This is a genomic window from Nitrosomonas sp. TNE100 (assembly GCF_055387135.1).
On record NZ_AP040997.1, the window covers coordinates 1321911 to 1345182 of the forward strand.

The following is a 23272-nucleotide window of genomic DNA, read 5'->3' on the forward strand; positions in this document are numbered from 1 at the left end:
AAATTTACTTTGAAGATTAATGCGTGGATACAACCGCGCCATTCTGTGCATTGATCAGAATGGTATGCACTATGCCCTGGTCACTCAGTATTTTAATGCGATAGAGATTATCAGTTCGGTTGATTGCCAGCACACGTCCCCTGAAATGTTGTTGTGCGATGGCGATTGCTCGCTGTTCCGAAATGCCGTTTGCTGAACTGCCTGCTTTGCTGCGCTCACTGGCTGTATTAGGTCGGCTGGCGGTGGTGTCGGATATTGCAGCGATCATGATTAGCACAACCAATAACGCTTGCTGCCATCCATTCATAAACCCTTATCCTTGCACGCCGATAATTAAAATCAGGCGGAAGCAGAATAAGTTTTTAATTTAGATCTGCCTCTCGCCTTTCGCATCAGAAACGTAACATAAAATCCACATTCCCGGCACTGATCCCCATATTCATTCGGGGTGGTACAACATATACCGGAGCCGGGGGGTAATAGTTGTAATTGTAATTATATTGTGATTGCGGGTAGTGTTGCTGATAATAGACAGGCGGCTGACTATAGATGTGCATATGCCCGTTAGAGTGCCGATGATGATCATGATCATGATGGTGATGGTGGTGGTGCTTATGCTTATGGCGCTTATGCTTATGATGGGAATGGCCATGATGTCCTCTATCAGCGTGCGCCAAGGAGGGTGTTGCCAGACTGGCAGTCAATAATGTGGTTAGTGCCAGACCAATCAGTTTTTTGGTTTTGACGTTCATGATATTTCTCCTTGGTATTATTCTTTTCAGGTTGATTCCTGATGCTACCAATGTTAGGACACCCAGCCTGAACCCAAGCTGAATAGGAAAACCCACTACCCAACCATCGTTCAATTAGTGTAATTTCTATCGTTTTAAGCATGGCACCCCACTGGAATCACAATCTGGTTTTCCCGGTTTTTGAGGGCACCGTGAACCAGATCACACATCTGAGAGGCGTTAAAACCAGGTGTAATAATTTAGTGATTCGAGATATCAGGTTTGCACGTTAACTTTTCGAAACTCGATAGCATGGTAATGAAAATATACACAGAGGTTCTGTCATTCTGGTTCCAGGAAATCAAGGAAAAACTCTGGTTTTCTGCTGATGCAAACTTTGATGAACTGATTCGTCAGCGTTTCTCCGGTTTGATTCAGCAGGCCGCCGCTGCCGAATTGTTTTCATGGCGGACGACTGCGACAGGCCGTCTTGCTGAAATCATCGTACTGGATCAATTTTCGCGTAATGTCTATCGTGATACCCCACAGGCATTTGCCCAGGATCCCATGGCATTGGCGCTTGCCCAGGAAGCTGTCGCTTCCGGCGCACTGCAGTCATTGAATCAGAAGCAACGCGGTTTCCTGTTGCTGCCTTATATGCACAGTGAATCGCGGCAGATACATGTCGTGGCAGCAGCACTCCATAAGGATTTTGCCTCGGCAAAAAGCTATTACTACGAACAGCGACACAAAGCCATCATTGACCATTTTGGCCGCTACCCGCACAGAAATAAAATTTTGGGACGAATTTCCACGCCGGAAGAACAAGCGTTTCTGAAGCAGCCACTCTCACATTTCCATTAAGGAGCCTGTAAAAAAACTACCTGTGCTGCCATTTCTGCGTTTAAAGTTTGCTCAAAAGCTTCCATTCTTTTGCTAACTTTGTCCTTGAACTGCCTATAAGCGTTAGGCAACTGGAAACATTCTGATTAATCAGTTTTACAGATGATCCAGCGGGCTGATCACACCTTTGCCACCTTTGTTCAGTACATGGGTATAAATCATTGTGGTGGCAACATCACTATGCCCCAATAGCTCTTGCACTGTACGAATATCATAGCCAGCTTGTAAAAGATGCGTGGCAAAGGAATGGCGCAGGGTATGTGGTGTAGCTGGCTTGGTCACTCCCGCTGCCAGCACTGCCTTCTTCATCGCACGCTGCAGCAATTTTTCATCCATATGATGACGTCGCTCTACACCACTGCGCGGATCAACTGAATAGCTCTTGGCAACAAAAATATACTGCCAAATCCAGTCAGTCGCCGCCTTTGGATATTTTCGCTCCAGTGCATCCGGTAAATACACTGCGGCCATATCTTTGGCCAGATCATCCTCGTAGAGCAATCGCCGGTGTCGTATATGCTCATTCAAAACCGGGATCAAACTTTGCGGCAACATTGTTACCCGATCTTTTGCCCCCTTGCCATCGCGCACCAGTATTTCAGCTCGCTCAAAATCCACATCTTTAACCCGCAAACGTACACATTCCATTAACCGCATACCGGTGCCATACAGCAAGCGCGCCATTAAGCCATGTGCTCCTGTCATCCGACCCAACACCGCCTGTATCTCATTATGCGTCAGCACCACCGGCAAACGTGCCGGCCGCTTTGCTCGCACCACGTTGTCAAGCCAGGGCAAATCGATTTCCAGCACTTCCCGATATAAAAACAGCAAAGCTGAAAGTGCCTGATTCTGCGTTGATGCCGCCACCCTGCCCGATACAGCAAGATGTGTCAAAAAAGCCTCCACCTCCCCGGCCCCCATCTCCTGTGGATGCCGTTTATCATGAAATAAAATGAAGCGCCGTACCCACTGGACATATTGCACCTCAGTCCTTATGCTGTAATGCTTTAAACGCAGCTTGTCACGAAGCTGATCAAGTAACTTGGGTGAAGTCGGCGCATGAGATGGTGGCATTTTATTCATACTTTTTTTAAATTCATTGTGTTATCAAATAATAAATTTGTTATACACCTTCTTGTGAAGAAGTATACACCGCTTGCGGTGTATACTGAACGTTAGACATCATGAGTAACGCAGTACCCGCCGAGATTTCGGTACAGCTATCACTGGCTCTCAACGCCATCGAGCGTCATCTGGAATCAACGTTGCTGGCCGTGCATTTGTACGGCTCTGCACTGGACGGTGGCCTGAAGCCATACAGTGATATTGATTTGCTGGTTACTGTGGCTGCACGGCTCGATGAGACTGTCCGACAAGCCCTGGTCGTAGATCTCTTGGAAATTTCTGCCTCCCCTGGCCAAAGTGAGGCTCTCCGCGCCTTGGAAGTTACCATCGTCGTGCATGGTGATGTTGTCCCTTGGCGTTATCCGGCCAGACGGGAACTGCAATTCGGGGAGTGGCAGCGTAAGGACATTCTTGCGGGCATCTTCGAGCCCGCCACAACCGATGTTGATCTGGCTATTCTGCTAACTAAAGTAAGGCAGCATAGCCTTGCATTGGCAGGTTCGGCCGCAGAGGATTTCTTTAACCCAGTTCCGGAAGGCGATCTATTCAAGGCATTGAGCGACACTCTGAAACTATGGAATTCGCAGCCGGATTGGGAAGGCGATGAGCGGAATGTAGTGCTTACCTTGTCTCGCATTTGGTACAGCGCAGCAACCGGCAAGATCGCACCGAAGGATATCGTTGCCAACTGGGCAATGGAGCGTCTGCCAGATCAACATAAGCCCGTACTGCTTGAAGCCCGGCAGGCTTATCTTGGACAAGGAGAAGATTGCTTGGCCTCACGCGCGGATCAGTTGGCGGCGTTCGTTCACTTCGTGAAACATGAAGCCACTAAATTGCTTAGTGCCATGCCAGTGATGTCTAACAATTCATTCAAGCCGACGCCGCTTCGCGGCGCGGCTTAATTCAGGCGTTAGACATCATGAGTAACGCAGTACCCGCCGAGATTTCGGTACAGCTATCACTGGCTCTCAACGCCATCGAGCGTCATCTGGAATCAACGTTGCTGGCCGTGCATTTGTACGGCTCTGCACTGGACGGTGGCCTGAAGCCATACAGTGATATTGATTTGCTGGTTACTGTGGCTGCACGGCTCGATGAGACTGTCCGACAAGCCCTGGTCGTAGATCTCTTGGAAATTTCTGCCTCCCCTGGCCAAAGTGAGGCTCTCCGCGCCTTGGAAGTTACCATCGTCGTGCATGGTGATGTTGTCCCTTGGCGTTATCCGGCCAGACGGGAACTGCAATTCGGGGAGTGGCAGCGTAAGGACATTCTTGCGGGCATCTTCGAGCCCGCCACAACCGATGTTGATCTGGCTATTCTGCTAACTAAAGTAAGGCAGCATAGCCTTGCATTGGCAGGTTCGGCCGCAGAGGATTTCTTTAACCCAGTTCCGGAAGGCGATCTATTCAAGGCATTGAGCGACACTCTGAAACTATGGAATTCGCAGCCGGATTGGGAAGGCGATGAGCGGAATGTAGTGCTTACCTTGTCTCGCATTTGGTACAGCGCAGCAACCGGCAAGATCGCACCGAAGGATATCGTTGCCAACTGGGCAATGGAGCGTCTGCCAGATCAACATAAGCCCGTACTGCTTGAAGCCCGGCAGGCTTATCTTGGACAAGGAGAAGATTGCTTGGCCTCACGCGCGGATCAGTTGGCGGCGTTCGTTCACTTCGTGAAACATGAAGCCACTAAATTGCTTAGTGCCATGCCAGTGATGTCTAACAATTCATTCAAGCCGACGCCGCTTCGCGGCGCGGCTTAATTCAGGCGTTAGCCATCAAAAAGGTCATGAGCGTGAACCAAGCATTGAAGGATGAACTGCTCTCAATGGCAGAAGAAGACCAACGAGTTTTGCAAGAATTGATCGATAGCGGTGAGTTAGGCACCACTGAATATCATCCGAGGATGAGGGCGCTTCACGAAAAGAACAACATGCGCGTCAAAGAGATCATTGGCCAATATGGATGGCCGAGTATCAGTCTTGTCGGTAAGGAAGGTTCTGAGGCTGCATGGTTGATCGTTCAACATGCAGTTTTGGATATTGGGTTTATGGATGAATGCCTGCCTCTTTTGAAAGCGGCAACAGTTCAGGGCGAAGCGGAAGGGTGGTGCGTCGCTTATCTCCAAGACCGAGTACTCGCAAAATCCGGGAAACCGCAGATTTATGGCACGCAGCATGATATTGATGAGGATGGAGTCGCATATCCTCTACCAGTTCAAGATCCTCAGAGAGTGGATATTTTACGCAAGGAATTAGGTCTTGAGCCCCTCTCTGAGACAACGCGGCGAATACAAGAGAGGCACAATGCCACGATCGCTAATCGCACAAAAAAATAGCTAACAATGCCGTCAACTCGGACGCATTTTCCGCTCGCGTTGCTCACTATAAATGCGCCGGTTACGGCTAGCGTTAGATTTCACGGATACACTGATGCGAAAGCAAATTAAAATCGAGTGGGCTGCGATAAAGGTTGGCATAAGCGCAGTGGAGCGCGGCCTCGCATCCGGCAAATATCCGGTACCACCGAAATCTATGGAGCAATTGCTTATTGTTGGCGAGGACCACCGCTTCTGGCACCACTGCGGAGTGGATATCTTCGCGCTCTGCCGTGCGTTTTGGCGAAGCCTTCACGGCTCGCGGCAAGGTGGCTCCACCATAGCTATGCAACTCGTCCGCACGCTTACAGGGAGCTACGAACGGTCCTTCCCGCGAAAGGTTCGAGAGGTCGTGCTCGCCATACTGGTTACTTCCATTTACGGTAGAGAGCGACTTCCCGCGTATTACATATCGTTGGCATATTATGGATGGCGTATGAATAGCTTTTCACAAGCGTGCAGCCGACTCCGGCTTGATCCGCTGAGTATGAGGTCCGCGGATGCCGCAGGCCTTGTAGCACGGCTGAAGTACCCAGAGCCGCGTGTCACCGGCGCGCGACGCAAAACACAGATCAAAAAGAGAACAACACACTTGCTGTCGCTCGCCTTTTCCGATCAAGTAAACCATCCTAGCGTGCCGCAGGACGCAATGTGGATCAGTTCAAAGTAGCTAGCCATCTAAAAAGCATGCTGCAAGCATATCCTGCGGCAGCCGATGTTGCCGCGGCCGGGAAGCACGGGGGCGCGCAAGCAAGGTACGCGCTTGCGCGGCTGTGGCTGTCCGAGGGCATCCCGTGGGCGTTCAAGGAATGCCCTGCCGTGTACGAATCCATGCGGTCCTGGCTTGGTGTAATGCTCGGCGTGGACCCCAAGGAGGTCGGCCTTACGGGTAGCGCACGTTTAGGTTCCTCGCTGTCGCCACAAAAGCTCGGGCAGCCCTACGGCGACGCTTCGGATCTAGACTTATTCATAGTCTCAGAGAGGCTGTTCGACCAACTACGCGAGGAATTTACAAATTGGTCGTTCTCTTTTGAATCCGGCAAGGTCAGTGCACATAACGAACGGGAGCTTACATTCTGGAAAGCCAATAATGAGAGGGGTCCAAAAGTTATACAAAGAGGGTTCATTGATCAAAACATGATTCCGAACCATTCAGCATATCCAATCACGTCCAAGATCAGTCAGACGATGTGGCTAGTTGTCGAAAAACTCAAGAGAACACCGGGAGCACCGCGGCCAAGTAAAGCATCCATCCGGTGCTACTCTTCTTGGCTGTCCTTTGTACAACAGATCTCAATAAACTTGCAATAGGGCTTAAAATCTAACCAGTCATTCAACCGGACGCCAAAACCGCTACGCGGTTTCGCCGCCGGTTAATTCCAGCGTTAGGCGAATAGGACGAATGTAAGGAAATAGCTATGCCGAGAGAACCTTCCCCGCCGTCGATAACTGAGACCGCCTTCGATTGTCCGCATTGCGGGGCATACACGACTCAGTATTGGTTTGAGGTATACGCAAATGCGCGAGACAAAAACGCCACCCCGCATATTCCGGACGGAAACACACGAAAACGGATAACCGAGACTAAGGACATTCCAGATGAGGCAAAACGCAATTTCCTCGAATGGTGTGACAAGATGGATAGCGGTTTAATCTATCTGGAAAAGAATGACGGCAAATACGTATATAGAAATGTTAACAACCTAAACCTAAGTCAGTGCTATAACTGCGACAAAGTCGCTGTATGGGTTCATGGGAATCTGATCCACCCAAATGAAAAACTTGGCGTGCTCCCAAATCCCGACCTTCCTGATCACATAATTCGGGATTATGAGGAAGCTCGGGGCATTCTTGGTGATTCGCCAAGAGGTGCAGCAGCGTTGCTTCGCCTTTGTGTGCAAAAACTCTGCATGCATCTTGGGGAGAAAGGCAAGAACATTGATGATGACATCGCAAGTCTGGTTTCAAAAGGATTGAATCCACTTGTTCAAAAGTCATTGGATATAGTTCGTGTAATCGGAAACGAGGCGGTGCATCCTGGCGTAATCGATCTAAACGATGACAGAGACACCGCCAGCCAATTACTCATCCTCATCAACTCTATTGCCGATCAGATGATTAGCCATCCCAAGAAAGTCGAAGAACTTTACGGAAAACTTCCCGAAAATAAGCGTGAGGCAATAGAAAAGCGCAATAGCAAGGTAAAGCCGAGTGAATAATTCGCCTAACAATGCGCTCCTGCCGACGTCGGCGTTAACGCGCCGCCGCGGCAGAGCTTAGGCGTTAGGAGTATCAACGATGCGAAACATCGCGTTAATCACATTGGTTTTGGCACTCGCTGGATGCGCATCCGCATATAAGCCCAAAGGGTTTGGAGGCGGGTTCAGCGAAACACAGCTGGATACGAACGTTTTTAGAGTGTCATTCCGAGGAAACGGCTACACTCGCGCAGAAAGAGCAGAAGAATTGGCGCTGCTACGCAGCGCAGAACTTACGCTTAAAAATGGGTTTACCCATTTCGCAATTATTGACAGCCAATCACGCGAGAAGCACAGCGCATACACGGCGCCAACGCAGTCATATACAACAGCAAACGCCACTGCATACGGCAATTCTGCCTACGGTACAGCCAACACCACAACATACGGCGGGCAAACCTTCTTAATTTCAAAGCCGAGCACAACCAACACAATTATGTGCTTCAAAGGAAAGCCTGATATCCAAGGGCTCGTGTATGACGCACAGTTTTTATGTGGCTCGCTCGGCAAAAAATATGAAGCTATCTGCGGTGCAAATTAAGGCCACTCCTAACATTGCGGTCGAGAGGGACGCTCCGCCAGCGGGGCGGGCTTCGCCCATTTTCGCCCCGTTTGAACCGCCCCGGGTTTTGAGGAGGCTCCACTATCTGAGAAGATGGAGCCATGAACAAATCAAATAAATATTCCCCCGAAGTAAGAGCGCGCGCAGTCCGTCTGGTGCAGGAACACCGCAGTGAGTATCCCTCGTTGTGGTCGACGATTGAATCCATCGCGCCGAAGATCGGCTGTTCAGCCCACACATTGCTTGAATGGGTGCGCAAACACGAGACCGATACCGGCTTGCGAGACGGTGTGACCAGCGAAGAGCGCGACCGCATCAAAGCCCTGGAACGCGAAGTAAAGGAATTGCGCAAGGCGAATGAGATTCTGAAGCTGGCCAGCGCTTTTTTCGCTCAGGCGGAGCTCGACCGCAAACTCAAATCCTGAGATCGTTCATCGACCAGCACCGCGACGCCCATGGGGTCGAGCCGATCTGCAAGGTTTTGCAGGTCGCCCCATCAGGGTATCGGCGATATTTCGCGCAGCAGCGTAATCCGGCTTTGCGCAGTGCTCGCGTCCTGCGTGATGATGAACTGCTGCCGCAAATACAGCGGGTCTGGCAGACCAACATGCAGGTCTATGGTGCCGACAAGGTCTGGCGTCAGCTTAAGCGTGAAGATGTCCAGGTGGCACGCTGTACGGTCGAACGGCTCATGAAACGGTTAGGGCTGAAAGGCGCCAGGCGTGGCAAGGTTGTGCGCACCACAGTTCCGGACAAGGCGCTGCCGTGTCCACTGGATCGGGTTAACCGGCAATTCAAGGCAGATCGTCCGAACCAGTTGTGGGTGTCAGACTTCACCTATGTCTCGACCTGGCAAGGCTGGCTGTATGTGGCTTTCGTCATCGATGTATTTGCCCGGCGCATTGTGGGCTGGCAGGTGAGCAGCTCCATGCGCACGGACTTTGTGCTGGATGCCCTGGAACAAGCGCTGTATGCCCGGCAACCGGGGCGGATGGATGCCTTGGTACACCATAGCGACAGAGGCTCGCAATATGTCTCCATTCGCTATACCGAGCGACTCGCCGAAGCCGGAATAGAACCCTCGGTCGGCAGCAAGGGCGACAGCTACGACAACGCGCTGGCAGAAACCATCAATGGGCTGTACAAAACAGAATTGATTCACAAGCGCGCCCCCTGGAAAACCAGGGAGGCCGTGGAGCTGGCAACGCTGGAATGGGTAGCCTGGTTCAACAACCAGCGGCTGCTGGAACCAATCGGTTACATCCCTCCCGCAGAAGCTGAGGTAAACTACTATAGGCAATTCGCCAGGGAAGCCATTCCGGTGGCTTGACTTTAACCAAACAGCCTCCACGAAACCCGGGACGATTCAATGGCGATGTTGAAGTCGGCTTGTCCAGCCTGGATGAGCTTCCCTACGTCATGGGCATGATTCGCCAATCTTTTGATCGTCAAATGGGCAACCCGCAGGATGTCTGATTCGAGAGAATTCTGAGTTCGAGGATATGGATACACGCGGGTATATCCATTTTGCTTGCGCTGATTGTCGCATAAATTAGGGAATTTACGACGCCGTATGCACAACAGGCTTTATGCCTCATTGATTGGTGCAGTCGTCTTCTGAAAATGACAAAGGAGATGGATCGTGAATATCTGCTTGTAATCAAGTGCAAAAAATCATTTTTTGAAAACACCGTCAGGATTGACGATCTTTTGTCCGTCGCATTTATTCCTGGTTTGCACCGATAAATGCAGGTCAGCTAGATTGAATGCAGGTTCATTTGCAGTTATCTCTGGTTTGCGGGGGTGGATAGATGCAGTTATTACTGGCTCAAAATCGCATTGAATGCAGGTTGATCCAGTTATAAATGCAGGTTATTACAGCTAAGAATTTCAGAGTATTGTACAAATCATTAAGTTAGTGAAATTATTTCTATACTGTTGCAGCTATTTGTATAAATGACAGCCAGACTGCTTTGCCCATTGGCATATCACCTAGGCCGGAATGATTGAACGATAGGAGCGGTATGAATCGAGAGATTCACGTACCGTTGCGGGAGAGCCTGAAGGTGAGATTCCCTTGGGCTACTCGATCATATATATTGGAGAATAATATCTGAGCAGGAAATTACTGGGTCATTACAGTATGAATAAATAACAGAACTTTTGATCGATTCCTGTCTCCTATATTGTAATGAGATGGAATCGATCTTATAGAAGGTTACTTTAGTAGTACATTCCAAGAATCTTGGAAGAGTGTAATCAGATAAAAAACTTACTCTGGTTTTTTGTTACAAAAAAGTAACCGCCATAATTACCAGATACCGTCATCACCTTCATCAAGGCATGATCCATTAGCATCTAGCCCGTATGGACACTCTATTATTTCACCAGCAACAATTTTTTCATAATTTTCCTTTTCTCTTTCTGTAACCTGTACCCCAGGACGATTACACGCAGCTATCAACATAACTGATAGAGTAATAGTAACTACATAAATAATACGCTTGATCAAACTTCCTTTAAATTTCAGAATAGCCCCAATCATATTTATCTCCTACATATAATAAAATACCCATCATAAATGGCGTGGTAATGAAGGAAGTCTTGATAAGTAATCATTTGGATCTTCATAATTTTAGAAAATCCACCCTGAATCAGCAGTCTTTTCCTTACCAATTATCAGGTTTTCTAGTGATATCTTGTGCGCTCATGTGATGGTCAACACCTGTCTAATCTGATGCAGGTTTGCTGGTGCAAGCAAGGTAAATACCAGATCGAAGATCTCAACAGCGTGACTTCGCGCTTCCTTTTTAATACCCCCCTTGTTTTCTTCATGATGATTTCCACAAGAGAGTGGGATTGTCCATTGTTTCTTATATAGAACAAAGACTATTTTTTGGATAACATTGCTTCATTAATGGAGCATTAGATATGAAATTTTTGAATGACATGGCTCTGTTCGTAGAGGTTGTCAAGGCCAAGAGCTTTCGCGGTGCTGCCGATGCTATCGGAATGCCAAACTCAACGCTATCGCGACGGATTAGTGCGCTGGAAAAGACGCTTGGATTGCGCCTTTTACATCGCACAACGCGTAAGATAACGTTAACCGAGGCTGGTCAGATTTATTACGAGCGTTGTAAGCGTATCGTCGATGAAGCCAAACTCGCACAAGAGCAACTCAGCGAAATGCTCACACAGCCCAGTGGCGTGCTACGTGCTTCACTGCCCGTGGATTTTACCGTGACCTACATGGCACCCTTGATCGCCGAATTTGCAAAACTTTATCCGGGCATCGTCTTTGATTTCGATCTCACGTCACGGTGGGTCGATCTGGTGAATGAACCTTTCGATGTGGCAATCCGTATAGGAAAACCAGAAAATTCCCAATTGATCGCACGTCCATTGGCCGTGCTCCCTACATATCTTTATGCTTCACCTCGATATCTTGATCGCTCGGGAGAACCTGCCAAACCCGCTGATCTGGCAAACCATGAATGTCTGGGCATCATGAAGGCTGACACATGGACACTGCACAATGGGACAAACACTACCAAAATCTCTATTGGCAGCCGATTTACGCTTAACAGTGTCGGAATGATTTGTCGCTTAGCAACACTTGATATGGGCATCATCATGATGATGGAGAAAATTGTTGCTGATGATATTGCCAGTGGGCGATTGCGTCGCGTACTACCTCAATGGCGCGGGGCTCCGGTATCTGCCTGTGCTATTACGGCAACCCGATTACTGCCTGCAAAAACACAGCACTTCATTAAGTTCTTACAGGAGCATCTGGGCAAGGTTTAGCAGAATGAACCGCCCCGGGTTTTGAGGAGGCTCCACTATCTGAGAAGATGGAGCCATGAACAAATCAAATAAATATTCCCCCGAAGTAAGAGCGCGCGCAGTCCGTCTGGTGCAGGAACACCGCAGTGAGTATCCCTCGTTGTGGTCGACGATTGAATCCATCGCGCCGAAGATCGGCTGTTCAGCCCACACATTGCTTGAATGGGTGCGCAAACACGAGACCGATACCGGCTTGCGAGACGGTGTGACCAGCGAAGAGCGCGACCGCATCAAAGCCCTGGAACGCGAAGTAAAGGAATTGCGCAAGGCGAATGAGATTCTGAAGCTGGCCAGCGCTTTTTTCGCTCAGGCGGAGCTCGACCGCAAACTCAAATCCTGAGATCGTTCATCGACCAGCACCGCGACGCCCATGGGGTCGAGCCGATCTGCAAGGTTTTGCAGGTCGCCCCATCAGGGTATCGGCGATATTTCGCGCAGCAGCGTAATCCGGCTTTGCGCAGTGCTCGCGTCCTGCGTGATGATGAACTGCTGCCGCAAATACAGCGGGTCTGGCAGACCAACATGCAGGTCTATGGTGCCGACAAGGTCTGGCGTCAGCTTAAGCGTGAAGATGTCCAGGTGGCACGCTGTACGGTCGAACGGCTCATGAAACGGTTAGGGCTGAAAGGCGCCAGGCGTGGCAAGGTTGTGCGCACCACAGTTCCGGACAAGGCGCTGCCGTGTCCACTGGATCGGGTTAACCGGCAATTCAAGGCAGATCGTCCGAACCAGTTGTGGGTGTCAGACTTCACCTATGTCTCGACCTGGCAAGGCTGGCTGTATGTGGCTTTCGTCATCGATGTATTTGCCCGGCGCATTGTGGGCTGGCAGGTGAGCAGCTCCATGCGCACGGACTTTGTGCTGGATGCCCTGGAACAAGCGCTGTATGCCCGGCAACCGGGGCGGATGGATGCCTTGGTACACCATAGCGACAGAGGCTCGCAATATGTCTCCATTCGCTATACCGAGCGACTCGCCGAAGCCGGAATAGAACCCTCGGTCGGCAGCAAGGGCGACAGCTACGACAACGCGCTGGCAGAAACCATCAATGGGCTGTACAAAACAGAATTGATTCACAAGCGCGCCCCCTGGAAAACCAGGGAGGCCGTGGAGCTGGCAACGCTGGAATGGGTAGCCTGGTTCAACAACCAGCGGCTGCTGGAACCAATCGGTTACATCCCTCCCGCAGAAGCTGAGGTAAACTACTATAGGCAATTCGCCAGGGAAGCCATTCCGGTGGCTTGACTTTAACCAAACAGCCTCCTCAAAACCCGGGACGATTCATGCTGGCACTGGCCCAAGCACGGCGGAAGAATGGGCTGATGTAGAAGCATACATGGGCCTCTTCGAGCACTGCGAAGTCATGCTTAGCGAGAAGCTGATTGACCTAAAGACATTCAAGTCGATCTATGGGTACCGCGTAGCCAATATTTTGGAAAATGCTATGATTGTTGAGGAGAAGCTCATTGTCCGTCGAGACCATTGGGCGACTTTCCTGGCTCTCGTCCGCAGATTGGGTATGAATGAACCTCAATCTGCTGCATAACCAATCACTCAAGCCGACAACGGGCTTGCGGGTCTTGCTTCGTTCACGCTAAAGTGTTTCCTTGCCTCGTACGACCGCTGCGCTGCCCGTTGCGGCTTAGTTCAACCGTTAGGCCGCAGTAATTGACCTACTCACACCAGGAGTAACACTATGTCCAGCTCTATCCGTACTTGTCTCTGGTTCCGAGACGGGCGAGGCCGCGAAGCCGCAGAATTCTACTGCTCTCTGATCCCGGGAAGCCGAGTCGAGAGGACCTTTTCTGGCGATGCCGGAAATGGCCCTTTCTCGGTAATTGATTTCTCGCTCGGCGGGGTGCCTTACCAGATTCTCGACGCTGGGCCGCATTTCACCTTAACTGAGGCAGTATCGATTTCGGTCGAAACGGCCGATCAGGCCGAGACTGATCGACTGTGGACCGCGCTGACCGCAGATGGTGGCGAGGAAAGCGTCTGCGGCTGGCTGAAAGATCGCTACGGGGTTTCGTGGCAGATTTTCCCGAGAAGACTAACGGAATTGACGATGAATGCAGACAAGAATGTTTCTGCCAAAGCGATGGCAGCCATGATGAAGCAAAAGAAAATTGACATCGCTGCAATTGAAGCAGCAGCAGTTCGTGACTAGAAGTCCGCGGCCTAAAATTCATTCAAGGTTTTTACTTTGTGAGGAATCGTCCCATAAATCATCCCTCCGTAGTTGGTTATATGTTACACCAGCACACCGTGGGACTAAACATCCTAAGACCCTTAACTAAATATCTTTTAATAACTTTTAAATTCATTTTTATCACAAATTATTTTTTGCAACAGATCTGAAAACATGGCCCAGTTCATCAACAGCAAAGAAAGCATCGTCACCGAAGCCGTCGATGGCCTGATCGCGGCGTCTGGCGGTAAGCTGGCGCGGCTCGACGGCTATCCGCATATACGGGTGGTTGTACGCAATGACTGGGACAAGTCCAAGGTCGCGTTGATTTCGGGAGGTGGATCAGGCCACGAACCGGCACATGCGGGTTTCGTCGGGGAAGGGATGCTGACGGCTGCGGTGTGCGGCGACATCTTCGCCTCGCCGACAGTCGATGCAGTACTGGCAGGCATCCTTGCCGTGACAGGATCGTCCGGTTGCCTGCTCATCGTCAAGAATTATACCGGTGACCGATTGAATTTCGGGCTGGCGGCTGAGCGCGCTCGCCAGTTTGGCTTAAATGTCGAGATAGTTATCGTCGACGATGATGTGGCGTTGCCAGGCTTGCCCCAAGCCCGCGGCGTTGCTGGCACGCTTTTTGTCCACAAGATAGCCGGCGCGTTGGCCGAAAATGGTGCCGACTTGGCGCACGTCGCCGCGGCCGCACGCAAGGTTGTGTCAAAGACAAAAAGTATTGGCATGTCGCTCAGCACCTGCACCATCCCAGGTTCACCAAAGGAAGATCGCATCCCGCCCGGCATGGCCGAGCTTGGGCTTGGCATTCACGGTGAAGCCGGAGTTGAGCAGGTCGAGTTCAAGGGCGCGAGCGAAGCTGTCGCTGCCATGGTCGAGCACCTGTCAGTTGCAATGGAAGAAAAGCCGCATGTCGCTATGGTCAACAATCTCGGCGGCACGTCGATCATCGAGATGTCGATCATCCTCAACGAAATCCAGCGGTCAGCGATTGGCGAGCGGATAACCCACGTCATCGGGCCGGCGGCCATGATGACATCTCTCGACATGCACGGCTTTTCGATTTCGGTCTATCCTGCCGACGATACCGAGATCGCCCTGCTCAAGCAGCACACGCCGCTGGCAGCATGGCCGCGGGTCTCCCGGCTGGGCCAGGTCGCTATTCAGGCGCTTCCGGACGGCCTGACGCCTGTCGTTCCGATGCCCTCGCAGCACAAGCCGACCAGGGAGTTCCTGACCAGATGCTGCGAGGTTCTGATCGCCGCTGAGAACGACCTCAACGCGCTCGACGCGAAGTCAGGCGATGGCGACACCGGAAGCACGCTAGCCGGCGCGGCACGCGCCCTGATCAGCGCCATGGACCGATTGCCGCTTGCCGACCATACCCAACTCTATCGCGCTATTGGCTTGGAGCTTTCCAAAACCATGGGAGGCTCGTTCGGTGTGCTCCTCGCGATCTTCTTCGCCGCAACGGGCGACGCCGCGTCAAGCGGCTTGCCAATGTACGAAGCGTTGCAGGCCGGACTGCGGAGAATGCAGGAGATCGGCGGGGCACGTCCGGGTGACCGCACCATGGTCGATGCCCTTGCGCCGGCTCTTGATGCCCTGGAAGAGAGCCTGTCCGAAGCGGCGAAAGCCGCGCGTGCAGGTGCCGATCGCACTGCCCACATGAGTGTGGCGAATGTTGGTCGCGCTTCCTATGTCAATGCCAAGCATTTGGTCGGTCACGCTGATCCAGGTGCTGAGGCGGTCGCGCGACTGTTTGAACACTTGGCCTAATTTTAGATAGTAAGCATCTATTTAAAACATGTAATGAAACTACGTCACTATCAGATCCGCTGTCAGACGAATGAGATTGTTAACGTCCCAGGCCAAAATCCCTTGCCTGCTATTTCGAAGGTGGTACTGCTTTCTCATGAAACCTAATGCCTGAATTAAGCCGCGCCACGAAGCGACATCAGCTTATTGCCAGCCAGTCACTTCGTAACCTTTTTCACGTAAACAGCGGTTTACAAAATTCATATAGGCTGAAGCTGGCTGCGACGTACCAGAACCAAACATACCTGACAATAATCCCCAGGTAGCGCCGCTGGCAGCACCAACCATAGCGCCACGTCCGGGAGCACCAGCAATGGCTCCGCCAACTGCTCCACTGGCTGCGCCGGCGCCTGCACCAACAGCTGTTCTTCTTGCTGTATTGCCAGTGCTTCCGCTTCCTTCCCTTGCTCCGGCTGATTCAGCTAGTTGTCTGCATTCTCTGATATCCCGGTCTGCAATAGTTCTTCCGACAGACTGATAGTAAGTATTGGGATACAGCACAGGCTGATAGCTTGCACAGGCAGACAGTCCTGATAGTACTATTCCGATTCCCACTATTTTTCCTGATGTGCTGATCATAGTATTTCACTCCTGATTTCTGATATTAGCGTTCAACTGGTGTGATTTTGATTGTCTTAAGCTCTTTTCCCCGCTGAAATTGCAGCACTACTTTTTCTCCTGCTTTCATGGTTGTGAGAATAGCTGCATACGACTTCAGGTTGGTGATGGGTTGTCCTGCCAGCTCAATCAAAATATCACCCGGCTGTAGCTGCGCTTGTTGTGCCGGGGAATCGGCAATAATATCTTCCACTCGTACACCCTCCCCCTGCCAGGAAAAATCCGGCACGGTGCCAAGGATGATTTTACGTTTGGCATTTGTCTGCGCAGGCGTCTGTGTTAAACGGGATGGCTGTGTATCAAGCATGGCGGTCAGCGGCTCGATGCGATTGGCTAGATATTCAGCACCTTCTTTGAGAATGGCTGCCACTTTGATCAACCCGGCGGTATCGATTTTATCGACAGTATCGCCCGGCGCGTGGTAATCCTCGTGCGCGCCACCAAAGAACTGGACTGCTGGTATTCCCGCCTTGATGAAAGCTGCCTGATCGCTGGAACCAAAATCGCTCGCCACAGGGTTGACAGGAATACCGGTAACAAAACCGGCACCCCGGAAAACATGCACTAGCTCACGTGCCGTACCCGTGCCAAACAGCGTGACGGGGTTATTTCCCAGTCGGCCAACGGTATCCAGATTGAGCATGGCAATGATTTTTTCCGATGGATAACCGGATAATGGATTGTCAAGATAATGGGTTGAGCCCAGCAGACCGGCTTCTTCACCGGTAAAAGCAATAAAAATGATAGTACGTTGCGGTTGCCATTTGGTTGCAACCTGCCGTGCCAGTTCGAGCATGACGGCAATACCGCTGGCATTATCATCCGCACCATAATGAATCTTGCCACGATTGGCGGCGCGTACATCTGGCCAGCCCATACCAAGGTGATCATAATGCGCGCCAATCACCAGACTTTGCCCGTCCAGTTGCGGATTAGTGCCTGGCAGAATGCCGATGACGTTACGCAGTGCGATTTTGCCTTTGGGCACGCCAACATCCTGCTGCCAAGTCTGAAAATAGCTTTTACCTTCTCCTCCGGGTTGCAACCCTGCCTGCTGGAATTGTTGTGCAATATACTCCGCTACCTTATCCAGCTCTGGGCTGCCCAGCTCGCGCCCCTTGAATGCTTCGCTGGCCAGAAATGTAATATCCTTCAACATGCGACTTTCTGAAAACAACGGCGGCAATTCTGCCAATGCATGACGCGGTGCCAGTGTACCGACGTGATTCGAGGTAAACGTCGCGTTATCTTTTTGGGTGATCAGCTGCGTCAGCGGTGAATGGGTGATTGGCCATTGCCCCTTGCTGATGTTATTCAGCTCATCTCCTTCAAATACCAGATAGCTGTATTTGCGGTAATGCGGCAATTTTCTGGCCAGTTCTGCAATCGCTGCGGGCTGATCGGCTGCCACCCATAGCAGGGTTAAATCCGGATTGGTCGGTTGGCGTGTGGTCAGTACCACAGCGTGCCTGCTCTGTTGCCAGATTTTACCGCTTAGCTGCAGTGTGCCTTCTTTTCTGGCTACGCCTTGCTCTGCCAGGGAATCAATCAATTGGTTGCTGAACTTGTTTTGCCAGCCCAGAACCCAGATTGTGCGATCAGCAGGCAATGCTTGCAGTTGATCATCCCGGACAATTTCCAGCGAACCGGCTTGCGTTTTCTGCCAATTAGTGGCCAGCGATTGATAAGCTTGCATCAGTTCTTCACTGACGTTGGAAGGCAAGATCAGCAAGGGGGTTTCTGCACCAAAACCTTGCGATAAGGCGGAAGGAATCTCGCGATTATCCAAACGCCGGAATACATCAAACTGGGGATCAATATCAATACGTACCGGACGTGCCGGGAAATCCATTTCAATAACATTACCTGGCTGATCGATTTTAATTTGACTCTGTCGAGCAGCCGTTTCCCCTTCCAGATGAATTGCCACCGGCACACTCAATTGATAAGGAACACCTGGTTGGGTTTGCTTAACAACGGCTTTAAGCCTGAACCCATTGCCTACAGGTTCAGCCTGGGCGCTTTCCAGCAGCAGATCAGGCGCACCACTCTGATACACCCATTGCTGAAAGAACGAAGAAAAATCCCTGCCGGTTTGGGTATTAAAAGTTGTCAGCAGATCTTCAAACGTGGCTTGTTTGAACTGGTATTGCTGGTAGAAGGTGCGCAGCACCCGGGTAAAGTCTTGATCCCCCAGCTCCTGCCGCAACATGTGAAACAGCATCATGGTTTTGCCATAACCAATGGCTTCCGTACTGGGACTATGGCGCGAAGTAAACTGGACAATTGGAAAATCCTTTTCCTTGTTGACAAAATCAGCATATTTTTGCAACACATCGCGACGGTATTCTTCTCCCTTGCCACTCTGTTCGCTGACGAGATGATCGGCCAGATAAGCAGTCAATCCTTCTGACCAATTACCTTTGCGGTAATCAACAAATACGCCGTTACCCCAGTAGTTATGCAAAATTTCATGCGGATAGGAGGTATGCAGAATGAAAGGAAAACGCACGACTCGCGGTCCCAGCAAGGTAAACGAAGGCATGCCGTAACCGGTTTCCCAGAAGTTTTCGACCAGTGCAAACTTTGCATAGGGGTAAGGCCCGATCAGCTTGCTGTACATGGCGATGTATTGCCCGGTGGCATCCAGATATTTTTGTGCCAATGCCTCATCCGCGCTGCGTAGATAAACATAGGCCTCGACCGGCCCGGCTGTTTGCTGGTAACGCTGATAGCGCCCGGCAACCAGATAAATATCATCCTGCGGATGGTTTTCTTCCCAGATAACATGCCGGGTGGTTGCTGTGGTCTGCTCCTGCAACAGTTTTCCCTGGCTGACAACATCCCAACCGGCTGGCAGCTGAATATTCAGGTGAAATGACACCATATCTTCATCAAACCGGGGATACCAGGCAGTTGAGTTGGCCAGAAACACGCCTTCTTCCGAAATCAATCCAGGCGAATAGCTAAAGCTGCGTGCGTATTCCAGACTGGGATCACGCACTGCATGGTGAATCTGTCCGTTAAAAGCCAGTGAGAAAGATTCCTGCCCTGCCGGTAACGTTATAGTGTAACGCTTCAGCGGTACCGGGCCGGCATAGCCCGCAACCACATCAGCTGTTCGGGCGACAATATCTACTCCTTTATTTACTGTAACCGATAAACCCGCATGCAAGCTGAATTCCAGACGAGTAGCTGCTGTTGGATTGAGCACATGTTTTGGGACATGAATCTGATCCTTGACCTGAATTTTCGAGGTGTCCGGCGAGAGTATGATTTCCATCCGGTGGTGAAATGTCTGGTCATTAGCCAGCACAAGCACACTACAAAGCAGGTTGATAAAGATGAAGCAGCACAGGATAAAAAAACGGATTGGGAGTGTCATAACTGATTAAAAATTATCGGAAACTGAATTGAATAGCGAACCAGATCGTTCGGGCTGGTTTGATGATTCTTTATTATGATGCCCTTGTAACGGGTGGGTTCGCTTACCTTTGCTTATCTTTTTACGGGAACTATGCTTAAATGATTTTTATTTACTGACGAGGATTATGAACCAAATGAAAAATTTTACACAGCCAATCAACCTTTCCGGTGGCCTGCCATTTGCTCGTAATTTACTGGCAACCGCCTGTTTTCTTGTTATGGCTCAGGCAGGAGCAGCCGGTTTCATTACCGATGCCAAACAAGTTTCGGGGCAGGAAGTCAGGTCAGGTGAAGGGTATTACCGTGCTGATGGTAACTGGCTGGTTTATCAGGCAGAAGTTGCTGGTGAGAATCCTTTTTACCAGATTTATCTGAAAAATCTTGCCAACGAGAATGTGCAGCAGATTTCACCTGGTATTGGCAAAACCACTTGTTCGTGGGTACATCCTTCCCAGGAGAAGGTGTTGTTTTCTTCAACCCATGACGATCCCGAAGCAAAAGCCAAGATGGTTGCTGAGATTGAGCAAAGAAAATCTGGCCAACGCAGGGCGTATGCCTGGGATTATGACGAATTCTATGATATCTATGAAGCCGATTTTGAAGGTAAAAATATCAAAAATCTCACCAATACCAAAGGATATGATGCAGAGGCTTCCTGGTCGCCAGATGGCAAGCTGATTGCATTTGCCTCCAACCGCCGGGCTTACAGCGAGCCGCTTACCGAAGAAGAAACTGCACTGTTCAACAATAACCCTTCTTCCCTAATCGATATTTACATCATGGATGCAGATGGTTCCAATGTAAAAAGACTGACGCATACCAACCGCTATGACGGTGGCCCGTTCTTCAGTCCGGATGGAAAAAGGATCGTCTGGCGTCGTTTCTCGGAAAATGGGCAAGAAGCAGAAATATTCACCATGAATATTGATGGATCGGATCAAAAGCAACTTACCCGGCTCAATAAAATGTCCTGGGCACCTTTTTACCACCCATCCAATCAGTACATTATTTTCGCAGCCAACGTTGAGGGGCACCGGAATTTTGAGCTCTACGTCGTTGATGTTGACAGCAAGAAAGAGCCCGTACGAGTAACAGAGGAAGAAGGATTTGATGGTCTACCGGTATTTACACCGGATGGCCAGTACATCACCTGGACCAGCGATCGCACACCTGATAAAAAAGGCCATCTTTTTCATGGCAAATGGAACCATGAAAAAGCACTGGAAAGTCTGGGGTTGAAATAAATAACTATTGGTTAAAATCAGTGGTTGTTTAGTCTGGCTGACAGTTGTAAAAAATAAAACTGTCAGCCAACGTCAACCCAGCCCGGCTTCAGAACTCATTTCCCCGGCTGCTATCAACTTCTTCCGGGCTTACCAAACTGCCAAGATTTCCCCAGGTATTTCTGATGTAGGAAACCACCCAGGCAATTTCATTGTCGCGAATGATGTGCTGGAAAGGCGGCATGCCGTAAGGGCGCGGATTACCCGCCGTGACGGGAGGAAACCCGCCATACAGCACGCTGCGAATGGTGTTGTGTGGTGAAGTCATAGTAACATTACGATTACCTGCCAGCGGTGGATAAATGCCCGGCACGCCTTCTCCTGATTCACCGTGACAACCTTGACAATGTTTTTCATATACCGGTTTCCCCAGTGCCAGATATTTGCTGACTCGTTCCGGCATGGGTGGGATTTTTTTCAGTGCCTCATTCCTGCTACGCTTCTCACCAATAGATTGCAAGTAAACCGCCATGGCACGTATATCTTCAGGAGACAGATATTGCAGGCTTTGCCGAACAACAGTGGCCATGGGGCCGGAAGTTACCGCATGCTCGTTTATACCGGTGGACAAAAGTTTGACGATTTCATCTATTGACCATTCCCCTACCCCCGCTTCCAATGGAGAAATCAGCGAAGGGGCATACCAGTAGGTCCCCATGATTTCACCCCCTGCCAGCTTGCTATCCTGAGTGGCACCCCATACATTGCGCGGGGTATGGCAGGCATTACAATGCCCAAGCCCTTGTACCAGGTAGTTACCGCGATTCCATTCTTCGCTTTTGGAATTATCCGGCTCATGCACCCCCTCCTTAAAGTACCATGTCCGCCACAGGAACAGCAGAAACTGGTTATCGTAGGGCGGGTTGATCTTGTGTGGCGGATTGGTCTGCGCAACCGGCTTCAATGAACGCAGATAAGCGAATATGGCATCTGCATCCTCGCGCGTGACCTTTGTATATTCGGTATAGGGAAAGACAGGGTACAGATAGCTGCCATCGCGCCCTTTCCCGAAATGAAGTGCCTGCCAGAAATCTTCACCACTCCAGCGACCAATGCCAGTTTCATTATCCGGCGTGATGTTTGGTGTTACAAATTCACCAAATGGTGTTTTCAGTGTACGTCCGCCAGCGTAAGGCTCTCCGCCTCGGGTCGTGTGGCAGCCCATGCAATTCGCAGCACGCGACAGATATTCGCCACGCTTAACTTGCTCAGCATCTGGGGCTGGAAACTGGTTTGCAGCAACAACTGACAATGGCAACAGTAGGCTCGCTGCAAAAATAATAGTTTGCCATCTCCCGGTAAATTTGAATTTATTTGATAATTTCATTGGATAAAGCCCTCTCCAGATAAAATCGTATGACAACGCTGCATAAGTTCCGGAGTCAGCTCTTCCATTTCTGCGGGCTCACCCGTTACTGGCTGGGTAGGCAGCCATATGGCCAACGCATTTACTTCCTCCTGTGTCATTTTTTTGGCTATTTCAGACATACAATCTGGTGTTTGTCCACGCATGATTCCACCGTTGCGCCAGCCGCCAAATTGAGCAGCCAGATAGGCATGCGGCAAACCCAGCAAACTGGGAATAAAGGGTTTCGTCCCTGTTAATGCCTTACCGTGACAGGCACTACAGGCGGGAATATCCCGGTCAGGGTCGCCCGAATGAATCAGTGTTTCCACTGCCTCTGTTTCATCGGGTGAAAGTGTGTTTACTGTCGGTTGTGGATAGGAATATTTCAGGGAGGAGAAATAATGGGCAATTTCAAGCAGATAGTCATCAGACATATTTTCCAGCAAAATCGCCATTGCTTGGTAATAACGTCGCCCATCACGGAAATTGCGCAACTGATTGAATAGATAACCAGCAGGTTTACCCGCGATATGCGGATAATATGCATCCCGTCCTGCTCTGTCCTCATCACCATGGCAAATAATACAAGGCTTGACACGCTGCTCCAGCGTATCAGGAATTTCAGATGCCCCCGGCTCTAGCGCATTGGCCAAGCCAACGATCGCCCATAATAGAATAAAAACAATAAATTTCATTTACACTCAACTGGTGAAAAGTTATCAAAATAAACGAAATACTCCTGCATTTTTATCTGAAAGTCCAGATTGGA

23 protein-coding genes and 2 other annotated features are annotated in these 23272 nt (G+C 50.4%); of the genes, 15 read left to right on the forward strand and 8 right to left on the reverse strand.

Annotation, left to right across the window (positions count from 1 at the left end; genetic code table 11):
* Positions 1-16 precede the first annotated feature (16 nt).
* Together ACZ5EJ_RS06340 and ACZ5EJ_RS06345 are read right to left on the reverse strand one after the other, a co-directional pair.
* On the reverse strand, positions 17-307 hold the full coding sequence (locus tag ACZ5EJ_RS06340; protein WP_011634419.1) for a PepSY domain-containing protein: 291 nt from the start codon (positions 305-307) through the stop codon (positions 17-19).
* An 85-nt stretch (positions 308-392) separates the two neighbouring features.
* Positions 393-752 carry a DUF3824 domain-containing protein gene (locus tag ACZ5EJ_RS06345; RefSeq protein WP_041353492.1) on the reverse strand — a complete coding sequence of 120 codons (360 nt, stop codon included), beginning with the start codon at positions 750-752 and terminating at the stop codon, positions 393-395.
* Between the two features lie 297 nt (positions 753-1049).
* On the opposite strand from ACZ5EJ_RS06345, the gene ACZ5EJ_RS06350 reads away from it, so the two are divergent.
* Complete coding sequence (locus ACZ5EJ_RS06350; RefSeq protein ID WP_041353761.1) at positions 1050-1595, forward strand: DUF924 family protein; 546 nt, start codon at positions 1050-1052, stop codon at positions 1593-1595.
* A gap of 135 nt (positions 1596-1730) precedes the next feature.
* On the opposite strand, the gene ACZ5EJ_RS06355 is transcribed toward ACZ5EJ_RS06350, so the two are convergent.
* Entirely contained in the window at positions 1731-2720 is a 990-nt protein-coding gene (locus ACZ5EJ_RS06355) for an integron integrase (protein ID WP_011634422.1), read from the reverse strand.
* A gap of 101 nt (positions 2721-2821) precedes the next feature.
* On the opposite strand from ACZ5EJ_RS06355, the gene ACZ5EJ_RS06360 reads away from it, so the two are divergent.
* The 9 genes from ACZ5EJ_RS06360 (at position 2822) to ACZ5EJ_RS06400 (ending at position 9440) form a co-directional block, all read left to right on the forward strand.
* Positions 2822-3667, forward strand: a complete 846-nt coding sequence (locus ACZ5EJ_RS06360; RefSeq protein ID WP_022675713.1) for an ANT(3'')-Ia family aminoglycoside nucleotidyltransferase AadA6 — start codon at positions 2822-2824, stop codon at positions 3665-3667.
* 17 nt (positions 3668-3684) lie between these two features.
* Positions 3685-4530, forward strand: a complete 846-nt coding sequence (locus tag ACZ5EJ_RS06365) for an ANT(3'')-Ia family aminoglycoside nucleotidyltransferase AadA6 (protein WP_022675713.1) — start codon at positions 3685-3687, stop codon at positions 4528-4530.
* A 26-nt stretch (positions 4531-4556) separates the two neighbouring features.
* Positions 4557-5105: a DUF6624 domain-containing protein gene (locus ACZ5EJ_RS06370; RefSeq protein ID WP_464556775.1), complete on the forward strand. Its 549-nt coding sequence runs from the start codon at positions 4557-4559 to the stop codon at positions 5103-5105.
* 196 nt (positions 5106-5301) lie between these two features.
* Entirely contained in the window at positions 5302-5814 is a 513-nt protein-coding gene (locus tag ACZ5EJ_RS06375; protein WP_464557694.1) for a biosynthetic peptidoglycan transglycosylase, read from the forward strand.
* Entirely contained in the window at positions 5796-6455 is a 660-nt protein-coding gene (locus ACZ5EJ_RS06380) for a hypothetical protein (protein WP_218117890.1), read from the forward strand. Before ACZ5EJ_RS06375 ends, ACZ5EJ_RS06380 begins: the two co-directional genes overlap by 19 nt.
* Positions 6456-6562: 107 nt before the next feature.
* Positions 6563-7363 carry a DUF4145 domain-containing protein gene (locus ACZ5EJ_RS06385; protein ID WP_011634423.1) on the forward strand — a complete coding sequence of 267 codons (801 nt, stop codon included), beginning with the start codon at positions 6563-6565 and terminating at the stop codon, positions 7361-7363.
* 79 nt (positions 7364-7442) lie between these two features.
* The gene (locus tag ACZ5EJ_RS06390) at positions 7443-7943 is read left to right on the forward strand and encodes a CC0125/CC1285 family lipoprotein (protein ID WP_011634425.1); all 501 of its coding nucleotides are present in this window, start codon (positions 7443-7445) and stop codon (positions 7941-7943) included.
* A gap of 122 nt (positions 7944-8065) precedes the next feature.
* Positions 8066-9294 (forward strand): IS3 family transposase gene (locus ACZ5EJ_RS06395; protein ID WP_464556777.1). Its coding sequence is split into 2 segments (ribosomal slippage): positions 8066-8345 and positions 8345-9294, totalling 1230 coding nucleotides; the frame shifts between segments, so codons are not numbered across the junction.
* Positions 8344-8460, forward strand: a sequence feature (AL1L pseudoknot). (Overlaps the previous gene by 117 nt.)
* Entirely contained in the window at positions 9291-9440 is a 150-nt protein-coding gene (locus tag ACZ5EJ_RS06400; RefSeq protein WP_011634427.1) for a hypothetical protein, read from the forward strand. Before ACZ5EJ_RS06395 ends, ACZ5EJ_RS06400 begins: the two co-directional genes overlap by 4 nt.
* Positions 9441-10275: 835 nt before the next feature.
* Here ACZ5EJ_RS06400 and ACZ5EJ_RS06405 read toward each other — a convergent pair.
* Positions 10276-10509, reverse strand: a complete 234-nt coding sequence (locus tag ACZ5EJ_RS06405) for a hypothetical protein (protein WP_041353494.1) — start codon at positions 10507-10509, stop codon at positions 10276-10278.
* Between the two features lie 386 nt (positions 10510-10895).
* On the opposite strand from ACZ5EJ_RS06405, the gene ACZ5EJ_RS06410 reads away from it, so the two are divergent.
* The 4 genes from ACZ5EJ_RS06410 (at position 10896) to ACZ5EJ_RS06425 (ending at position 15789) form a co-directional block, all read left to right on the forward strand.
* Positions 10896-11771: a LysR family transcriptional regulator gene (locus ACZ5EJ_RS06410; protein WP_011634428.1), complete on the forward strand. Its 876-nt coding sequence runs from the start codon at positions 10896-10898 to the stop codon at positions 11769-11771.
* A 55-nt stretch (positions 11772-11826) separates the two neighbouring features.
* A protein-coding gene (locus ACZ5EJ_RS06415) for an IS3 family transposase (protein ID WP_464556777.1) occupies positions 11827-13055 on the forward strand; the annotation gives its coding sequence in 2 pieces (ribosomal slippage) (positions 11827-12106 and positions 12106-13055; 1230 coding nt in all).
* Positions 12105-12221 (forward strand) — a sequence feature (AL1L pseudoknot). It overlaps the preceding gene by 117 nt.
* Positions 13056-13506: 451 nt before the next feature.
* Positions 13507-13977: a VOC family protein gene (locus tag ACZ5EJ_RS06420; protein ID WP_011634430.1), complete on the forward strand. Its 471-nt coding sequence runs from the start codon at positions 13507-13509 to the stop codon at positions 13975-13977.
* 195 nt (positions 13978-14172) lie between these two features.
* Positions 14173-15789, forward strand: coding sequence for a dihydroxyacetone kinase subunit DhaK (locus ACZ5EJ_RS06425; RefSeq protein ID WP_074455343.1), 1617 nt, complete (start codon positions 14173-14175; stop codon positions 15787-15789).
* A 183-nt stretch (positions 15790-15972) separates the two neighbouring features.
* Here ACZ5EJ_RS06425 and ACZ5EJ_RS06430 read toward each other — a convergent pair whose 3' ends face one another.
* Positions 15973-16407: a glycine zipper family protein gene (locus ACZ5EJ_RS06430; protein ID WP_074455342.1), complete on the reverse strand. Its 435-nt coding sequence runs from the start codon at positions 16405-16407 to the stop codon at positions 15973-15975.
* A 25-nt stretch (positions 16408-16432) separates the two neighbouring features.
* Positions 16433-19831, reverse strand: a complete 3399-nt coding sequence (locus ACZ5EJ_RS06435; RefSeq protein WP_464556779.1) for a M20/M25/M40 family metallo-hydrolase — start codon at positions 19829-19831, stop codon at positions 16433-16435.
* A gap of 175 nt (positions 19832-20006) precedes the next feature.
* Between ACZ5EJ_RS06435 and ACZ5EJ_RS06440 the strand changes: the two genes are divergently transcribed.
* Positions 20007-21116: a TolB-like translocation protein gene (locus ACZ5EJ_RS06440; RefSeq protein WP_011634434.1), complete on the forward strand. Its 1110-nt coding sequence runs from the start codon at positions 20007-20009 to the stop codon at positions 21114-21116.
* A gap of 88 nt (positions 21117-21204) precedes the next feature.
* Here the strand turns inward: ACZ5EJ_RS06440 and ACZ5EJ_RS06445 are convergent, their stop codons facing one another.
* Both ACZ5EJ_RS06445 and ACZ5EJ_RS06450 read right to left on the reverse strand, forming a co-directional pair.
* A complete protein-coding gene (locus tag ACZ5EJ_RS06445) occupies positions 21205-22482 on the reverse strand; it encodes a c-type cytochrome (protein ID WP_074455341.1) in 1278 nt (425 codons plus the stop codon).
* Positions 22479-23198, reverse strand: coding sequence for a c-type cytochrome (locus ACZ5EJ_RS06450; RefSeq protein WP_074455340.1), 720 nt, complete (start codon positions 23196-23198; stop codon positions 22479-22481). Before ACZ5EJ_RS06450 ends, ACZ5EJ_RS06445 begins: the two co-directional genes overlap by 4 nt.
* Positions 23199-23272: the final 74 nt, after the last annotated feature.